Raw genomic sequence first — 17,525 nt, 5'->3', positions numbered from 1 at the left:
CGCTGAACCAGATACCGGAGACCTCACTATGTCTCGAACACCGACACGCCAAGATCCTCAACCAACCACTCAAGCCCCGGCACCGACTTCGACACAGGCCCTAGGCTCCATCCCATGCCATCCGCACACCGGTACGACGCCACCGTCACCTGGACCGGCAACCACGGCACCGGCACCAGCGCCTACCGCGCCTACGGGCGCGACCACGACATCACCACCGACGGCCGCCCCACCATCCCCGGCAGCGCCGACCCCACCTACCGCGGCGACACCGACCGCTGGAACCCCGAACAACTCCTCGTGGCCAGCCTCGCCCAGTGCCACATGCTCTGGTACCTGCACCTCTGCGCCGACGCCGGCGTCACCGTCACCCACTACACCGACCACGCCACCGGCACCATGACGGCCGTCGACGGCACCACCCGCTTCACCGAGGTCGTCCTGCGTCCCCGGGTCACCGTCGCCGACCCCGCCACCGTCGACACCGCCACCCGGCTGCACGCCGACGCCCACGCCGCCTGCTACATCGCCAACTCGGTCGCCTTCCCCGTCCACCACCGGCCCCACGTCACCACCTGACACCACCCGCCCACCCGAAACCGGGCCCCGCACCAGCGGGACCCGGACCACACCACACGCACCGACGGGGCTCACCCCGCCTCGCGCAACTCCGCCAACCGCGCCTCGATCTCCGCCAGCTCCGCGCGCAGCTTCTCCGCCTGCTGCTCCGCCTCCGCCCGCTCCGCCGCCAGGATCTGCTCGACCGCCTCCTGCACGCCGGGCACGTCCACCAGCGCCACCATCCGCAGCGCCTCGGCCGGCTTCACCACGTACGGCTTCGCCAACGCCTTGCTGCCCTGCTGCGCGGCCACCGTCCACTCACCCTCGGCGTACGCCAACGTCACCGTCAGCCCCGCCGGCCCCTTCGGCTTCGCCGCCTTCACCGGCCGCCGCGCCGGCTTCGCCTCCGCCGCCTCCACCGTCTCCACCCGCTGCTCCTCCCGCCGCTGCTGCCGCGGCACCGGCGGCCGTTGATCCAACACGAACTCCGGCTCCACCACCGGCTCCGGCTCCGGCGCCGGCTCGACCTCCTCCTTCGGCTCGGCCACCCGCCGGCCCGCGCCCTTGGGCGCCATCTCCACGTCGGTGGGGGAGAAGGGCAACTCGTCGCGCCCGAAACGCACCACGACGAACTCGTCCGACTCCGCCGGATCGGTCAACCCCACCACCTGGCCCACCTGCCCGGCGATCTGTCCCGCCGACGCGGTGAACACCACTCTCGGCTTGCGACCCGCCGCCAACGCCTCCCGGATGCTCTGCACCTCGTCAGTGGACAAACCCCGGCCCGCGGCACCCATCAGCAACCTCTTCCGTACACCTGTCTGAACCCTGCCTTGATACCAGCCGCCTGGGACAGCCGGCCCGTCGGGGATCAGCCCCCCAGCGCCCGCAACGCCCGGTCCGCGTGCTCGGTCATGCTCACCTCACTGTGGATCACCGCCAGCACCCGCCGTCCGCCCCGATCACGAACGTCATCCGCCGCGTGGCCAACGGCCCCAACGGCAACCGCCGCCGTACCCCGAACCGCCGCGCCACCATGCCGTCCGGGTCCGACAGCAACGGATAGTCGAACCCGTACCGGTCGGCGAACTCCGCCTGCCGCGCCACCGTGTCCCGGCTGATCCCCACCCGCGTCGCGCCCACCGCGGCGAACTCCGCCGCCAGATCCCGGAAGTGACAGCTCTGCGCCGTGCAGCCCCGCGTCATCGCCGCCGGATAGAAGAACAGCACCACCGGCCCCGCCGCCAGGAACTCCGACAGCCGCCGGGGACGACCCGTCTCGTCCGGCAACTCGAAGTCGTCGACCAGGTCACCGACACCCACACCCGCCACGCGCCCTCCTCACTCGACACCGTCGCGGCGAGCGTATGCCACCGGCCGCCCCCGGCCGGGTCCCCGGAGCCACACCCCGCCACCCGTCCGGTAACGTCGCCAACACCGAGCGGCAGGGGAGGAACAGTGGCACCGGTCACCGTCATCACCGGCGGCAGCCGGGGCATCGGCGCCGCCACCGCCCGCCGTCTCGCCCGCGCCGGCCACCACCTCGCCCTCGGCTACCGCCGTGACCACCTCGCGGCCGACACCGTCGTGGCCGAGCTGCGCGCCACCGGCGTCCGCGCCGTCGCCGTACCCGCCGACACCCGCGACCCCGACCAGGTCGCCGCCCTCTTCGCCGCCGCCGCCGACCTCGGACCGGTCACCGGCCTGGTCAACAACGCCGGCGTCACCAGCCCGATCGGCCCCTTCACCGATCTGCGCCCGGACGACCTGCGGGAGGTCGTCGACGTCAACCTCGTCGGCTACGTCCTCTGCGCCCAGCAGGCCGCCCGGCTGATGACCGACGGCGCCGCCATCGTCAACGTCTCCTCCGTCGCCGCCACCCTCGGCAGCCCCGGCGAGTACGTCCACTACGCCGCGGTCAAGGCGGGCGCCGACGCCCTCACCGTCGGCCTGGCCAAGGAACTCGCCCCGCGCGGGATCCGGGTCAACGGCGTCGCCCCGGGCATCATCCGCACCGACATCCACGCCCTCTCCGGCCAACCCGACCGGCCCGAGCGCGTCGCCGGCCGCATCCCGCTCGGCCGCCCCGGCGAACCCGACGAGGTCGCCGCCGCCATCGCCTGGCTGCTCAGCCCGGACGCCTCCTACACCACCGGCGCCGTCCTGCGCGTCGGCGGTGGGCTCTGACCCGACACCGCGTCGTCCACGGCCCGCGGCGGCCGATTCCCCGCAGGTCATCCCCGCCCGTCGCGTCGGCGACCGGTGACGGCTGGGTTGACCCGGTCCCGTCGCAGCCCCTATCGTTCCAGTACGTAGAACGGCGTACGGCTCAGTCGAACAGTTTGGTGGGGGTGTCGTGGTCGAGGCGGCTCTGGGTGTCATCGTTCCGCCGGCCAACCCGACCGTGGAGCCCGAACTCCGCCGCCTGCTGCCGCCCCGCCTCCGCTACCACGTCGCCCGCCTGCCGGTGGTGGACGGGACGCTGGCGCACCGGCTGGACCGGTACGCCGACCTCCTGCCCGACACCGTCGCCACGCTGCGCGGCCTGGACCTGCGGGCCGCGTACGTCGCCTGCACCGGCTGCTACTACCGGCCGGGCCGCCCGGACGCCGACCGCACCGACCAGGTGGCGACCGGGCGGCTCGACGCCCCGGTGTTCGGCGCCGCGACCGCGGTACGGCAGGTGCTCGACCGGCTCGGCGTGCGGTCGCTGACCCTGGTCTCGCCGTACCCGGACTGGCTCACCGACCAGGCGGCCACGTTCTGGCGGGCGGCCGGCCGCACGGTCACCGCCGTGGTGCCCGTCCCCGGTACGGGCGCGATCTACGACCTGGCCTCGACCACCGTGCGGGACACCGTGCACCGGGCGCTGGCCGCGCCGGCCGGCGGCTTCCCGGCCGGACACGCGGTGCTGCTGACCGGTACGGGCGCACCCAGCCTCGACGTCCTCGACGAGGTGCTGCCGCAGGCGCCCGTGCCGGTGCTCTCCTCGAACCTGGCCGGCGCCTGGCAGCTCCTGCGGACCGCCGGGGCGACGCACCTGGCGGCGGAGTCACCGAGCGCGGCGCTGCGCCACCTGGCCACCGCCCTGGCGGGGACCGCCCCCACGACGCAGATCGCCGGCCCCGCCGGCGGGAAGGAGTGAACGTGGCGCCACACCACCCGGTGGACGCACCGGTCGTCGTCCTCGGCGGCGGACCGGTGGGCATGGTGACGGCCCTCGCCCTGGCCCGCCGCGACATCGCGGTGATCGTGCTGGAGCGCGACCACGACGAGGTGCGCTCGGAGTGGCGGGGCTCCACGGTGCACCCGCCGACGCTGGAACTGCTCGACGAACTCGACCTGGCCGCCCCGGTGCTCGCCGAGGCGGTCCGGGTACGCCGGCTGGACTACCGCGACCTGGAACTCACCGAGTCCGCCCGCTTCCGCTACGAACTGCTGGAGGGGGAGACCCGGTACCCGTTCCGGCTCCAGTACGAGCAGTACAAACTGGTCCGGCTGCTGCGCCACGCGGTCGCCCGGGAGCCCAACGTGGACCTGCGCTTCGGGCACGACGTCGTCGGGCTGCGCCAGGACGACACGCGCGTCGAACTGGACGTGGCGGTCGGCGGCGACCGGGTCGCCGTGACCTGCCACTGGGCGGTGGCCGCCGACGGGGCGCACAGCACCGCCCGCAAACTGCTCGACGTCCCGTTCCCCGGCTTCACGTACCCGTTCCTCAGCCTGGTGGTGGCCACGCCGTTCCGCTTCGAGGACGCGGTGGCCGACCTCGGCGAGGTCGGGTACTGGTCCGGCCCGCGTGGCCGCTTCTCGCTGATCAGGACCCCGGACATCTGGCGCGCGGCGCTGTCGACGTCGACCGGGGTCGACGACGAGCCGCCGCCGGGCACCCACCCGGACTTCCTGGCCGCCGTCGACCTGCTGCTGGGCGGCCGGACGCAGACCGACGGGCTGCTGCCGCTGCACCAGCACCAGGTGTACCGCAGTCACCAACGGCTGGCCGACTCCTTCCGGATCGGCCGGGTCCTGCTGGCCGGCGACGCCGCCCACCTGAGCAGCACCACCGGGGGCATGGGCTTGAACTCGGGGATCCACGACGCGGTGGCGGTCGCCACCGCGCTGGCCGCCCCCGACCAGGCGGCGGCGACCAGCGCGTACGCCCAGCGTCGCCGCGCGGTCGCCGAACGCTTCGTCCAGCCGGCCACGACCGAGAACCGCACGTCGGCCGACGCGGTCGACCTGGCGGGGCGCCGGGAGCGGCTGGTGCGCCTGCGGGCGGTCGCGGACAACCCCGAGGACGCCCGCACATATCTGCGCCGGGTCAGTATGCTCGGGATCCAGCACTAGGCGCCGGGCGCCGGGCTGCCCGCCCACGGCGCGCCCGCAGACGCACGTACACAGAGGTCACGGTCGAGATGGGGGTCAGCGGTGCCGGTGAGCGAGCCAGCGGACGGTCACCGTTACACCGCCAGCGGCCTGGGTCGGGCGCTGGCCGTGATCGACATGCTCGCCGAACGCAGCCCGGAGATGACCGGGGTGTCCACGGTCGCGCGGGAGCTGAACCTGCCCAAGGCGGTGGCCCACCGCATCCTCAAGGAGTTGACGGCCAACCAGTTCGTCACCTTCGACGAGGGCACCCGGCGGTACCGGCTCGGGCCGGGGGCGCTGGCGGCCGGGCTGGCCGCGCTGCGCGCCGTCGACGTGCAGGGGACCACCAACCGGCACATGCGGCGGCTGGTGGAGATCACCGGCGAGACCGCGACGCTGTCGATGCGGCAGGGCTGGGTGCGGGTCTACACCGACCAGGTGCTCTCGCCGCACGAGATCCGGATGTCGGTCACGCTCGGTTCCCGGCACTCGCTGGTCGCCGGCTCGTCGTCCAAGGCGATCCTGGCGGCGTTGCCCGACGCCGAGGTGGCCGAGTACCTGGCCACCCACGAGCTGGTCGCGATGACCCCGGCCACCATCACCTCCGGGGAGGACCTCTGGGCTGACCTGCGGGCGGTGCGCCAGCAGGGGTACGCGGTGAGCCGGGGCGAGCGGCAGGCCGGCGCGGCCAGCGTGGCGGCGGCCATCCGGCTGGCCTCCGGCGAGGTCTACGGGTCGCTGTCGCTGTGCGGCCCGCAGGACCGCTTCTCGTCGCGCCTGCTGACCGAGTACGGCGACCTGGTGGCCGACGCGGCCCGCCAGGTCAGCGCCGAGCTGGGCTACCAGCCCGCCCCGGAGCCGGCCGACGACCAGGCCCCGACGCAGGCCCCGCCGGCGGCCAAGCGGCGGGGGGCCCGGCGTCAGGCGACGCGGTCGACCGCCGACCAGGCCGAGACCAGCTCGGTCGAGGTCGTGGTCTCGCAGAAGTAGAAGCCCAGGTTGCGGACCGCCGGCTCGGCGAGGTCCGCGCGGGTCCAGCCGACCAGGTCGGTCGGCATGGTGGCGGCCAGGTCGGCCATGTACGCGTCCCGGATGGTGGAGTCGACGCAGACGTTGGCGGCCGTCCCGACCACCACCACGTGGTCGCGGCCGTGGGCGCGCAGCAGGTTGTGCAGGGGAGTGCCGACGAAGGCGCTGTAGCGCGTCTTCTCCAGGTGACAGTCGCCGGGCTCGGGGTGCAGGCCGTCGGCGAGCTCGGCGCCCCAGGAGCCCGCGGCGCAGACGCTGAGCGGGTCGCGGCCCATCGCCTCGGCGCGGGCCCGTCGGGCCGGCGACACGAGCTGGTCGTGCGCGGCCTGCCGGACCCAGACGACCAGGCAGCCGGCGGCCCGCGCCCGGGGCAGGAAGTCCGGTAGCCGGCGGGCCACGTCGGCGTTGCGGCGCACGTCGGCACCGAGCGTCGCCATCGCTCCGGTGGCGGCGCAGAAGTCGTTCTGCATGTCGATGACCAGCACCGCGGTCCGCTGCGGAGGGTAGTTCATGAGGCTTTCTCCCGAATTTCATGATTGATCCAGATCGATGATGCCGAGTCGGGCCCTCCAGGTCATTGACCTCGCCGCCGACCATAGCTTACGTTCGCACCAACAGAACGGCGTACTGCACAAGCGAACAATCTCGCGATTACCGCGGGCCGGTGTGTGACAGGGGTAGCCATGAGTGCGATCAAAGTGGAGGGCGTCAGCAAGGTCTTCGCGGGCGCCGGGGGGCAGTCGATGCTCGCCCTGAGTGACGTCTCGCTCGACATCGCCGACGGTGAGTTCGTCGTGCTGCTCGGGCCCTCCGGGTGCGGCAAGACCACCCTGCTGCGCATCATCGGACAGTTGGAGAGCCCGACCGTGGGGCGGGTCCGCCTCGACCACGGCGGGCGGGCCGACGGCGACGACCGGGCCCTGGGGTTCGTCTTCCAGGAGGCCACCCTGATGCCCTGGCGGTCGACCGCCGCCAACGTCGCCCTGCCGCTGGAGATGGCCGGCGTCGGCCGGCGGGAGCGGACGAACCGGGTCCGCGAGATGCTCAACCTCGTCGGGCTCCCCGAGACCGAGAACAAGTACCCCCACCAGCTCTCCGGCGGCATGCGCCAGCGGGTCTCCATCGCCCGCGCGCTGGCACACGACCCGCAGGTGCTGCTCATGGACGAGCCGTTCGGCGCCCTCGACGCCCAGACCCGCGACATGATGAACGCCGAGTTGCAGCGCATCTGGCTGGAGAACCGCAAGACGGTCGTCTTCGTGACGCACTCCGTCTCCGAGGCGGTGTTCCTCGCCGACCGCATCGTGATGCTGGGGACCAAGCCCGGCCACATCCACTCCATCACCGAGGTGACGCTGCCGAGGCCGCGCACCCTCGACATGACCGAGTCCGCCGAGTTCCGCCATCTCGCCGCCGAGCTGCGCCGCCAGATCGGCGCGGTGCAGGACACCGACAACCGCTCCGCCGTCTCGGCCTGACGTACTCGAGGTGCCGCACAGTGACTGCCACTAAAGAGCGCCACCCGGCGCCGACCTCCGCCACCGGACAACCGCTCCGGCCCCCGCCACCGACCTGGTCGCAGCGGCTGCGCGAGAACCGCTGGCTGTCCTTCTACACCACCCCCCTGCTGATCGCCCTCTTCCTCGTGGCGTGGAAGATCTACGTCGAGGTCACCGACCTGTCCCGGTTCGTGCTGCCGCCGCCGGAGGCGGTGTTCGCGTCGTTCGCCGAGCAGATCACCGACCCGTTCGTCTGGCGGACCCACGTCTGGACGACCTTCTACGAGGTCATGATGGGCCTGGCGCTGGCGATCGTGCTGGGCGTCGGGCTCGGCCTCATGATCGGCAAGTCGCCGCTGTTCGACCGGGTCAGCCGGCCGTTCATCGTCGCCACCCAGGTGGTGCCGAAGGTCGCGCTGGTGCCCCTGTTCATCCTCTGGCTCGGCTTCGGCCCGTCGTCGAAAGTGGTCATCGCAGCCCTGCTGGCCTTCTTCCCCCTGCTGATCAACACCTCGTTCGGCGTCCGCTCGGTGCCCCGCTCCATGCACGACCTGATGACCACCCTCAAGGCGTCGCGCTGGGAACGGTTCTGGAAGGCCGACCTGCCGTACACGATGCCGTTCATCCTGGCCGGCATGGAGCTGGCGGTGGTCCAGGCGACCATCGGCGCGATCGTCGGCGAGTACCTCGGCGGCGACAAGGGCCTCGGCCGGTACGCGGTCAACCTGCAGAACGGCCTCCAGGTCGACGCGCTGTTCGGCGCGATCCTGATCATGGCGATCTTCGGCTTCACCCTCTACAGCGTCGTGACCGGCGCCCGCCGGCTCCTGATCCCCTGGCACGAGTCGGTCCAGCCGCGCCGCCGGCCCTGACCGGCCACGGCCGCACCCGCACACATCCCCCGTACACGACCCGGTCGGCGCCGCGACGCGGCACTGGCGGAATCCGCGCACCCTCCGTTCCCCCCTCGCCCCCGGAGATCCTCGTGACACACACCCCCTCGCCGATGTCCCGGCGCTCGTTCCTGCGACTCGGTGCCACCGCCGGGCTCCTGCTGCCCAGCGCCGGCGGCATGACCCTGCTCCTCAGCGGCTGCGGCGGCGACGACAACCAGGTCAACGCCGACGGCAGCATGTCCGGCTCCTACATGACCGCGTCCGGTCTGACGCTGAGCTTCGTCGAGACGATGGTCGCCAAGGAGCGCGGCTTCTTCACCGAGCACGGCCTGAACCTGGACATCAAGGGCGGGCAGGGCACCGCCACGGCCATCCAGGCCGTGCTCGGCGGCTCGGCCGACCTGACCCGCGCCAACGGCATCAACGCGATCATCGCGGTCGCCAACCAGCAGGCGCCGATGGTCAGCATCGCCAGCGTGCGGCAGAAGTCGCAGTTCGAGGTGGTGTCCCTGCCGGACAAGCCGATCACCAACCCCTCCCACCTCGCCGGCCGCACCTGCGGCATCGTCTCCACCGGCGGCGCCACCGAGAACCTGCTCGACGTCATGCTGATCAACGCCGGGGTCGACCCCCGGACGGTGCAACGCCCGGTCACCGGGGTCGGCACCGCCGCGTACGAGCTGGCCCGCCGGGGCGAGGTCGACGCCTGGGTCTGCGTCAACACCGACCGGGACACCATCCAGAAGCAGATCGGCGAGGTCACCTTCTTCAGCACCGACGAGTTCGCGCCGATGCCGTCGGACTCGTACAACACCAGCCTCAAGATGGTCGAGTCGGGCAGCGACATGCCGGTGCGGTTCCTCGCCGGGGTGCTCAAGGCCATCGACTACGCCAGCAAGGAGGAGAACTGGGACCAGGTCATCACCGACCTGCGCAAGTACAACCCGGAGACCAACCCCGACCAGGCCCGCGCCGAGCTGCCCATGCTGGTGGAGAGCTGGCTGGCGGCCGGCCCGGAGAACGCCCTGCAACTCGACGAGCAGACCTGGCTCACCGGCCAGGAGAGCCTGGTCAAGGCCAAGCTGGTCGACTCCCCGGCCTCGATCGACAAGCTCATCAACAAGGACTACCTCACCCGGGCGAGGGCGCTGTGACGACCGACCCGGCCACCGCCGGCGGCGCCGCCGCGGTGCTGGCGGCGGCCTCGGCCAGCGGCGTCCGACGGCTCTGGTTCAACAGCGGCTCGGAGCTGACCTCCTTCCAGGAGGCCGCCGCGCAGGCCCGCCACAAGGGCGAACCGACCCCGGAGATCATCACCTGCCCGCACGAACACGTCGCGCTCACCGCCGCGATGGGCGAGACCATGGTCACCGGCCGGCCCACCATGACGGCGGCCCACGCCGACCTCGGTCTGCTGCACCACGGCGGCGCCATCCACAACGCGATGTGGGGCGACCACCCCATCATGATCATGTCGGGGTACCCGCCCACCCGCGCCGGGTCGCGCACCTCACCGGTGTTCTGGAAGCAGCAGCGCTGGGACCAGGGGTCGATCGTCCGGCAGTACGTCAAGTGGGACTACAAACTGTCCGCGCTCGACGACGCCGCCCTGGTCGTGGCGCGCGGCCTGCAGGTCGCCCTCGCGCCCCGACGCGGCCCCGTCTACCTGGCGATGCCCGAGGAGGTGGGCCGCCACCCGGTCACCACCGGCAGCCGGGTGCCCAGCGCCCAGGCGCTCGGCATCCCGTCCCTCGGCCCCGGCGACCCCGGCGTGGTCAGCGAGGTGGCCCGCCGCCTGGCCACGGCCCGACGGCCGGTGGTCGTCACCGACCGGGTCGGCGAGAACCCGCAGGCGGTGGCGCTGCTGGCCGAACTCGCCGACACCCTCGGCGTGGAGGTCCGCGCCTCCCGCTACCGGATGAACCTGCCCGACGACAACCCGTGGCGCACCACCGCGCCCCTGGACCAGTTCGACGTCGTCGTCGTGCTGGACCACCCGGTGCCCTGGATGCCCGCCGTGGAGCAGCCCCGCGACGACGCGTGGATCGGCTGGGTCGGACCCGACCCGATCGAGAGCCGCATCCCCCTGTACGAGCTGCGCGCCGACGCCCGCACCACCGCCGACCCGGCGGCGTTCCTCGCGGCCGTGCTCGGCGAGGTCGGCGCCGGGACCACCCGGCGACGTCAGCCCCCGACCCCCACCCGGGGCGCCCCGGCCGGGGGAGCGGTCAGCGGGGTACCCACCCCCGCGCTGATCGCCGCGGCGCTCGACGCCCACCTGCGCCCCGACGACCTGCTCACCTGGGAGGTCTTCGACACCGCGACGGTCTCCCGCACGAAGCCGGGCACCCTGTTCGAGAAGGGCGGCTCCAGCCTCGGCTGGTCCGTGGCGGCGGCGACCGGCGCCAGCATCGCCGCCGGCGGCGCGCACGCGGTCGCGGTCACCGGCGACGGCTCGTACCTGTTCGGCTCGCCCGACTCCTGCCTGTGGCTGCAGCAGCAGCACGACGCCCCGGTGGTCACCGTCGTGGTCAACAACGGCGGCTACCGCACCGGCACCACCACCCTGGCCGCGCACTACCCGGACGGCCTGGCCGTCACCGAACCCACCGTGCCCGGCGGGCACCTCACCCCGTCACCGGACTACGCGGCGCACGCCCGCGCGCAGGGCTGCCACGGCGAACGGGTGGTCCGCGCCGCCGACCTGGCCGCCGCCCTGGACCGGGCCCGCACCGCCGTGCGGCGCGACCGGGTCCCGGCCGTGCTGGACGTCTGGGTGCCCGAACACCTCACCGGATCGATGGATCCGCAGCGCCGGGCGCGTACCCCGGCCGACGACGAAAGGACGAACGATGGCTGACGTCGTCTCGCCGATCGACGCCCGGGTCCTGACCCGCGTCGCGCCCGCCGCCCCGGCCGAGGTGGACGCCGCGGTCCGCGCGGCGCGCGCCGCCCAACCGGCCTGGGCCGCCCGCACCGGCAGCGACCGGGGCCGCATCCTGCACGCGGTCGCCGACCTGATCGAGGCCAGGGTCGAGGAGCTGGCCGAGACCGAGACCCGCAACACCGGCAAGATCCTCAGCGACACCCGCCGGGAGGTCCGCCGGGCCGCCGGCAGCTTCCGCTACTACGCCGGCTGGGCCGAGCAGGTACGCGGCGAGACCATCCCGGTCGGCCCCGAGTACCACACCTACACCGTGCCCGAGCCGCACGGCGTCGTCGCCGGGGTCATCCCGTGGAACGTGCCGTTCTTCTTCGCCGCCAAGAAGATCGCACCGGCGCTGGCCTTCGGCAACGCCTGCCTGCTCAAGCCGGCCGAGGAGACCCCGCTGACCGCCCTGCGGCTGGGCGGGCTGCTGGCCGAGGCGGGCGTGCCGGAGGACCTGGTACGGGTGCTGCCCGGCGGCCGGGAGACCGGCGCCGCGCTGGTGTCGCACCCGGACGTCGACCTGATCGTCTTCACCGGCCACCACGACACCGGCAAGGCCATCGCCCGCGCGGCGGCGGCCCACCTGACCCCGGTCGCGCTGGAACTGGGCGGCAAGTCGCCGCAGGTCGTCTTCGGCGACGCCGACCTGGACCGGGCGGTCGACGCGGTGGTGCTGGGCGTCTTCGCCTCCTGCGGGCAGATGTGCATCGCCGGTTCCCGGCTGGTCCTGCACGAGTCCGTCTACGACGAGGTCCTCGACCGGGTGGCCGCACGGGTGCGCGCGCTGCGGGTCGGCGACCCGTTCGACCAGGCCACCGACCTCGGCCCGCAGATCACCGCGGCGCAGCGGGACAAGACCCTGGCGTTCATCGCCGAGTCCCGCACGGCCGGGCGGCTGGTCGCGCAGTCCGCGCTGCCCGACGACGAGCGGCTGCGCGACGGCTTCTACGTCCCGCCGACGGTCTTCGACCGGCTCGACGACGGGGCGCGGCTGCTGCGCGAGGAGGTCTTCGGCCCGGTCCTGGCCGTGTCGTCGTTCCGCGACGACGCCGAGGCGCTGCGGCTGGCCGACGACACCGACTTCGGGCTCGCGGCCGGCGTCTGGACCGCCGACATCGCCCGGGCGCACCGCTTCGCCGGCCAGGTGCGCGCGGGCACGGTGTGGATCAACACGTACCGGGTGCTGTCCGACCTGGTGCCGTTCGGCGGCGTCGGCCTGTCCGGGTACGGCCGGGAGAACGGCACCGAGGCGGCCCACCTCTACCTGCGCCCGAAGTCGGTGTGGACCTCGCTGGCGGGCGGCACCCCGCAGGGGTACGGACTGGGCGGCGCGGGTGCGGCGGGCTGACCACACCGCCGACGAGCCCGCCGACGAGGTGGGGCGCGGCGCGCTCGCGCTGCTGCGGGACCGCCGCTTCGGGCCGTACTTCTTCGGGTCGCTGGCCTCCAACACCGGCACCTGGTTCCAGAACGTCGCGGCGATCCTGACCATCTTCGCGCTGACCCGCTCGGCGTTCATGGTGGGGCTGGTCACCGCGCTGCAGTTCGCCATGCAACTGGTCCTCGCCCCGGTGATCGGCGCGGTGGCCGACCGCGTCGACCGGCGGCTGCTGATCATCGTGGGGCAGACCCTGGGCGGTACGGCGGCGGCGGTGCTCGCGCTGCTGGCGTTCCTGGACACGCTGAACCCGGTGCTGCTGCTGACCTTCGTCGGGCTGTCCGGGGTGGGGCAGGCGGTCACCGGGCCGGCCGCGCAGGCGCTGGTGCCCAACATCGTCGGCCGCGCCGACGTGCCCCAGGCCATCGCCCTGCACTCGCTCACCTTCAACCTGTCCCGGGCGATCGGCCCGGTCGCCGGGGCGGCCACCTACGCGCTGGCCGGCGCGGGCGCCGCGTTCGCCGTGAACGCCGCCAGCTTCCTGGTGTTCGCGCTGGCGCTGACCGGTGTCCGGCTGCCCCGGCCCGCCGACGGGCCGCGCCCGCGCGGCCGGCTGGGCGTCCTCGGGGGCGTCGCCTACGTACGCCACCGTCCCGAGCTGGTGCGCTGCCTGGTCGCGGTGGCCCTGATCGGGTTGGCGATGGAACCGATCAACACGCTGTCCCCGTTGTTCGCCGAGGGCTTCGGCGGCGGTGAGCTGCTGGTGGGTGTCTTCATCACCTGTTTCGGGCTCGGGTCGGCGCTGGTCGCCGGCGGGGTCGGCCGGCTGCGGCGGACGCTGGGCAGCGGCCGGACGGGGGCGGTCGGGGTGGCCGCGCTGGGCACCGGGATGGCGGTCCTGGCGGTCAGCCCCGGACCGGTGGTGGCCGCCGTGGGCATCGCCGTCGGCGGCGCCGGTTACCTGCTGGCGGTCAGCGACGTCAACGCCACCATGCAGCAGGGGCTGGCCGACGCGGTACGCGGCCGGGTGATGGCGCTGTGGTCGATGTGCTTCCTCGGTATCCGGCCGGCCGCCGCGATGCTGCACGGCTGGCTGGGTGACGCGTTCTCCGCCCGTACCGGCGCGGTCGTCGCGGTGGTGGCCGCGCTCGCCGCCGCGGTGGTCCTGGGAGGCCGGCTGACGCGGCGACGGCCGGCCGTGGAGGGGGTGACGGGCACGGCACCGCGTTGACCCCACACCTGACCACAAACTATTCTGCTCAGCGAAACACCGTTCGCTTCATGCGAACAAACCGAATGGGGGCCTCCAGTGCACGACGGACCGCTGACCGGACTGCGCGTCATCGACGCCTCGACGATCCTGGCCGGACCGCTGTGCTGCCAGATCCTCGGCGACTACGGAGCCGACGTCATCAAGGTCGAACACCCCGTCGCCGGCGACAGCATGCGCGGACACGGCCACGCCAAGGACGGCGTACCGCTGTGGTGGAAGGAAATCTCCCGCAACAAACGCACCATCGGCCTGAAACTGTCCACCCCCGAAGGCGCCGACCTGCTCCGCCGCCTCGCCGCCACCGCCGACGTCCTGGTCGAGAACTTCCGCCCCGGCACCCTCGAACGGTGGGGGATCGGCCCCGACCAGCTCCTGGAGATCAACCCGGCCCTCGTCATCGTCCGGATCTCCGGCTTCGGCCAACACGGCCCCTACGCACACCGGCCCGGCTTCGGCACCCTCGCCGAAGCGATGAGCGGCTTCGCCCACCTCACCGGCGACGCCGACGGCCCACCGACACTGCCGGCGTTCGGCCTGGCCGACAGCATCTGCGGCATCGCCGCCTCCTCCGCCACGATGGTGGCCCTGTGGGCCCGCGACCGCAACGGCGGCACCGGCCAGGTCGTCGACCTCAGCCTCCTCGAACCGATCATGATGGCCGTCGGCCCCGGCCCCACCGTCTACGACCAACTCGGCGTCATCGGACACCGGCACGGCAACCGGTCCACCAACAACGCCCCCCGCAACACCTACCGCACCAAGGACGGCGACTGGGTCGCCATCTCCACCAGCGCCCAGTCCATCGCCGAACGGGTCCTCCGCCTCGTCGGCCACCCCGAGGTCATCGACGAACCCTGGTTCGCCTCCGGACGGCAACGCGCCGCGCACGCCGACCTGCTCGACGACTACGTCGGCGCATGGATCGCCGAACGCACCCGCGACGAGGTCATGCGCGAATTCGAAGCGGCCGGCGCCGCCGTCGCCCCCGTCTACGACGCCCGCGACATCGTCACCGACGAGCACGTCCGGGCCGCCGCAATGGTGGTCGAGGTCCCCGACCCCGACCTCGGCCCGCTCCTCATGCACAACGTCCTGTGGCGGATGTCCGAAACCCCCGGCCGGATCCGCTTCACCGGCCGACCCCTCGGAGCCGACACCGACGACCTCCTCGTCAACGAACTCGGCTGCACACCCGACACCGTCGCCGAACTTCGCTCCCGGGAGATCGTGGCCTGACGGCCGCCACCACCGAAGGTAAGGATTGTCGTGACCACACTGAGCACCACCGCCGCAGCCAACCCGGCCACCGGCACCGAGGCACTGCTGGCCGCCGTCCGCACCGGAACCCGGGTGTACGACCTCGGCCGCCGGCTCACCATCGGCATGCCCCAGTCACCCAACCACCCACCGTTCTGGCACGCCCTGCCCCGCCGCCACGGCGACGCCGTACGGGCCGACGGCGGCTCCGCCGCCAACGACATCATCACCATGGGCACCCACGTCGGCACCCACATCGACGCCTTCTCCCACGTCTCCCACGACGGCCGACTCCTCGACGGCACCGACGCCACCACCGCCGGACGCGGCGGACGCTTCACCGACCTCGGCGCCCACACCATCGCCCCGATGCTCCGCCGCGGCGTCCTCCTCGACGTCCCGACCGCACTCGGCACCCCCGACGGCTGCGCCCCCGGATACGAGATCACCGCCGAAGACCTGTCCACCACCGCCGACCAGCAGGCCACCCCCGTCCAACCCGGCGACGTCGTGCTGATCCGCAGCGGCTGGGGCCGCCTCTTCGGCCACGAGGACCGCACCCGCTACGTCGGCCACACCACCGGCGTACCCGGCGTCGGCGAAGCCGGCGCCACCTGGCTCGCCGACCAGGGCATCCACGCCGCCGGCGCAGACACCATCGCCTTCGAGCGCCTACGCCCCGGCGCCGGACACAGCGCCCTACCCGCCCACCGCGTCCTGCTGGTCGACCGCGGCGTCTACATCATCGAAACGATGGCGCTGGAGGAACTCGCCGCCGACGGCGTCCACGAGTTCCTGTTCGTCCTCTCACCCCTGGCCATCTTCGGCGCCACCGGCTCCCCGGTCCGCCCCCTGGCGGTGGTCGTCGATGAGTGACCAGACACTCGCCCGACACCTCGCCGCCTTCGCCGCCGCCGCACGCACCACACCCCTACCCGAACCCGTCGTCACCAGCGTCCGCCAACGGGTCCTCGACATCCTCGGGCTCTGCGTCGCCGCCCACCGGCTACCCACCAGCCACGCCGCCCTCGACCACGTCGCCGACCAGGGCGGACGCGGCCAAGCCCACGTCGTCGGCCTACCCGACCCGGTACCCGCCGCGCAGGCCGCCTTCGGCAACGGCGTCCTCGCCCACTCCCTCGACTACGACGACACCCACCTGCCCTCGGTGCTGCACCCCAGCGCCGCCGTCGTCCCGGCGGCCCTGGCCGCCGCCCAGGCCGCCGGCGCCGACGGCCCCGCCCTCACCACCGCCGTCGCCGTCGGCATCGAGGTCACCGTCCGCCTCGGCATGGCCGGCTACGACCCCACACTCAACAACTCGGTCTTCTTCGAACACGGCCAACACGCCACCTCCATCTGCGGCGCGATGGGCGCCGCCGTCGCCGCCGGCATGCTCGCCGGCCTCGACGAGAACGCACTGCTGGACGTCCTCGGCGTGACCGCCTCCATGGCCGCCGGCGTGATCGAAGCCAACCGCACCGGCGGCACCGTCAAACGGCTGCACTGCGGCTGGGCCGCACACAGCGCCGTCACCGCCGCCGACCTCGTCCGACGCGGCTTCACCGGACCACCCACCATCCTGGAAGGCCGATTCGGCTTCTTCACCGCCTTCCTGCGCGGCGAAGCCGACCACGACCAGATCACCGACGGACTCGGCCACCGCTGGGCCGTACCCGACATCTTCTTCAAGCCGTACCCCGCCAACCACTTCACCCACGCCGCCATCGACGCCGGCCTCGCCCTACGCGCCCGCAACATACCCGTGGACCGCATCGACCACATCGAACTACGGGTACCCGCCGCGGTCATCCGCACCATCGGACAACCGATCGACACCAAACGCGCCCCGGACACCGGCTACCAGGCCCAGTTCAGCGGCCCCTACGCGGTCGTCGCCGGCCTCCTCGGCGGCGGGGGACTGGGCCTCGGACTGGGCGACTTCACCGACGACCTGGCCCGCGACCCACGACGCCGGGCCCTGATGGCCCTCGTCGACGTCGTCCCCGACGACGAGTGCGACAGGATCTTCCCCCACCAGTTCCCGGCCATCGTGACCGTCCGCACCGACGACGGACAGACCTGGCGCGAGGAGATCCTCACCAACCGGGGCGGCCCCCAACGACCCCTGACCGACACCGAACTCGCCATGAAGTTCCGCGACAACGTCGCCGGACGGGTCGACCCCCACACCGCCGACCAGGTGGTCGCCACGGTCCTCGGCCTCGCCGACGTCACCGACGTCGGCGACCTGCTACGCCCGCTGACCCACCTGCGGACCGACACCGACTGACCCGCCCCCGCCACCCGTCGCCCGCCAACCCCAGGAGCACAC

General features: G+C 73.1%; 17 protein-coding genes. 14 read left to right on the top strand and 3 right to left on the bottom strand.

Translation table 11 applies throughout. The features are described 5' to 3' along the window. The first annotated feature begins 114 nt into the window (after positions 1 to 114). On the top strand, positions 115 to 579 hold the full coding sequence (locus ACQUFX_RS08325) for an OsmC family protein (RefSeq protein WP_428965445.1): 465 nt from the start codon (positions 115 to 117) through the stop codon (positions 577 to 579). 71 nt (positions 580 to 650) lie between these two features. Here ACQUFX_RS08325 and ACQUFX_RS08320 read toward each other — a convergent pair whose 3' ends face one another. Beyond that, a complete protein-coding gene (locus ACQUFX_RS08320; RefSeq protein ID WP_428965444.1) occupies positions 651 to 1,358 on the bottom strand; it encodes a hypothetical protein in 708 nt (235 codons plus the stop codon). 136 nt (positions 1,359 to 1,494) lie between these two features. After that, positions 1,495 to 1,893 carry a peroxiredoxin gene (locus ACQUFX_RS08315; protein ID WP_428965443.1) on the bottom strand — a complete coding sequence of 133 codons (399 nt, stop codon included), beginning with the start codon at positions 1,891 to 1,893 and terminating at the stop codon, positions 1,495 to 1,497. Positions 1,894 to 2,019: 126 nt separating this feature from the next. On the opposite strand from ACQUFX_RS08315, the gene ACQUFX_RS08310 reads away from it, so the two are divergent. The 4 genes from ACQUFX_RS08310 to ACQUFX_RS08295 all read left to right on the top strand — a co-directional run bounded on the left by ACQUFX_RS08310 (position 2,020) and on the right by ACQUFX_RS08295 (position 5,919). Continuing rightward, on the top strand, positions 2,020 to 2,748 hold the full coding sequence (locus tag ACQUFX_RS08310; RefSeq protein ID WP_428965442.1) for an SDR family NAD(P)-dependent oxidoreductase: 729 nt from the start codon (positions 2,020 to 2,022) through the stop codon (positions 2,746 to 2,748). Between the two features lie 169 nt (positions 2,749 to 2,917). Continuing rightward, a complete protein-coding gene (locus tag ACQUFX_RS08305) occupies positions 2,918 to 3,706 on the top strand; it encodes an aspartate racemase/maleate isomerase family protein (protein WP_428965441.1) in 789 nt (262 codons plus the stop codon). A 2-nt stretch (positions 3,707 to 3,708) separates the two neighbouring features. Further along, positions 3,709 to 4,908, top strand: a complete 1,200-nt coding sequence (locus ACQUFX_RS08300; protein ID WP_428965440.1) for an FAD-dependent oxidoreductase — start codon at positions 3,709 to 3,711, stop codon at positions 4,906 to 4,908. 87 nt (positions 4,909 to 4,995) lie between these two features. Next, the gene (locus ACQUFX_RS08295; protein WP_428965439.1) at positions 4,996 to 5,919 is read left to right on the top strand and encodes an IclR family transcriptional regulator; all 924 of its coding nucleotides are present in this window, start codon (positions 4,996 to 4,998) and stop codon (positions 5,917 to 5,919) included. Here the strand turns inward: ACQUFX_RS08295 and ACQUFX_RS08290 are convergent. Next, entirely contained in the window at positions 5,850 to 6,470 is a 621-nt protein-coding gene (locus tag ACQUFX_RS08290) for a cysteine hydrolase family protein (RefSeq protein WP_428965438.1), read from the bottom strand. The genes ACQUFX_RS08295 and ACQUFX_RS08290 overlap by 70 nt on opposite strands. A gap of 171 nt (positions 6,471 to 6,641) precedes the next feature. Here ACQUFX_RS08290 and ACQUFX_RS08285 point away from each other — a divergent pair, with 171 nt between their 5' ends. From ACQUFX_RS08285 to ACQUFX_RS08245, 9 genes are all read left to right on the top strand, one after another. Continuing rightward, positions 6,642 to 7,436: an ABC transporter ATP-binding protein gene (locus ACQUFX_RS08285; protein ID WP_428965437.1), complete on the top strand. Its 795-nt coding sequence runs from the start codon at positions 6,642 to 6,644 to the stop codon at positions 7,434 to 7,436. A 20-nt stretch (positions 7,437 to 7,456) separates the two neighbouring features. Next, positions 7,457 to 8,329: an ABC transporter permease gene (locus ACQUFX_RS08280; RefSeq protein WP_428965436.1), complete on the top strand. Its 873-nt coding sequence runs from the start codon at positions 7,457 to 7,459 to the stop codon at positions 8,327 to 8,329. Between the two features lie 113 nt (positions 8,330 to 8,442). Beyond that, a complete protein-coding gene (locus ACQUFX_RS08275) occupies positions 8,443 to 9,507 on the top strand; it encodes an ABC transporter substrate-binding protein (RefSeq protein ID WP_428965435.1) in 1,065 nt (354 codons plus the stop codon). Beyond that, a complete protein-coding gene (locus ACQUFX_RS08270; RefSeq protein WP_428965434.1) occupies positions 9,504 to 11,213 on the top strand; it encodes a thiamine pyrophosphate-dependent enzyme in 1,710 nt (569 codons plus the stop codon). The genes ACQUFX_RS08275 and ACQUFX_RS08270 overlap by 4 nt, the downstream gene beginning before the upstream one ends. Further along, positions 11,206 to 12,630 (top strand): aldehyde dehydrogenase family protein, encoded by a 1,425-nt coding sequence (locus ACQUFX_RS08265; protein WP_428965433.1) that lies wholly within the window; start codon positions 11,206 to 11,208, stop codon positions 12,628 to 12,630. The genes ACQUFX_RS08270 and ACQUFX_RS08265 overlap by 8 nt, the downstream gene beginning before the upstream one ends. Next, a complete protein-coding gene (locus ACQUFX_RS08260) occupies positions 12,617 to 13,891 on the top strand; it encodes an MFS transporter (RefSeq protein ID WP_428965432.1) in 1,275 nt (424 codons plus the stop codon). Before ACQUFX_RS08265 ends, ACQUFX_RS08260 begins: the two co-directional genes overlap by 14 nt. A gap of 78 nt (positions 13,892 to 13,969) precedes the next feature. Then, positions 13,970 to 15,169: a CaiB/BaiF CoA transferase family protein gene (locus ACQUFX_RS08255; protein ID WP_428965431.1), complete on the top strand. Its 1,200-nt coding sequence runs from the start codon at positions 13,970 to 13,972 to the stop codon at positions 15,167 to 15,169. A gap of 30 nt (positions 15,170 to 15,199) precedes the next feature. Further along, positions 15,200 to 16,066: a cyclase family protein gene (locus ACQUFX_RS08250; RefSeq protein WP_428965430.1), complete on the top strand. Its 867-nt coding sequence runs from the start codon at positions 15,200 to 15,202 to the stop codon at positions 16,064 to 16,066. After that, complete coding sequence (locus ACQUFX_RS08245; protein WP_428965429.1) at positions 16,059 to 17,483, top strand: MmgE/PrpD family protein; 1,425 nt, start codon at positions 16,059 to 16,061, stop codon at positions 17,481 to 17,483. The genes ACQUFX_RS08250 and ACQUFX_RS08245 overlap by 8 nt, the downstream gene beginning before the upstream one ends. Positions 17,484 to 17,525: the final 42 nt, after the last annotated feature.

The sequence above is a fragment of the Micromonospora fluostatini genome (assembly GCF_050410825.1).
GTDB classification, from domain to species: domain Bacteria; phylum Actinomycetota; class Actinomycetes; order Mycobacteriales; family Micromonosporaceae; genus Micromonospora; species Micromonospora rosaria.
This window is presented reverse-complemented; position numbering and strand designations above follow the sequence as displayed.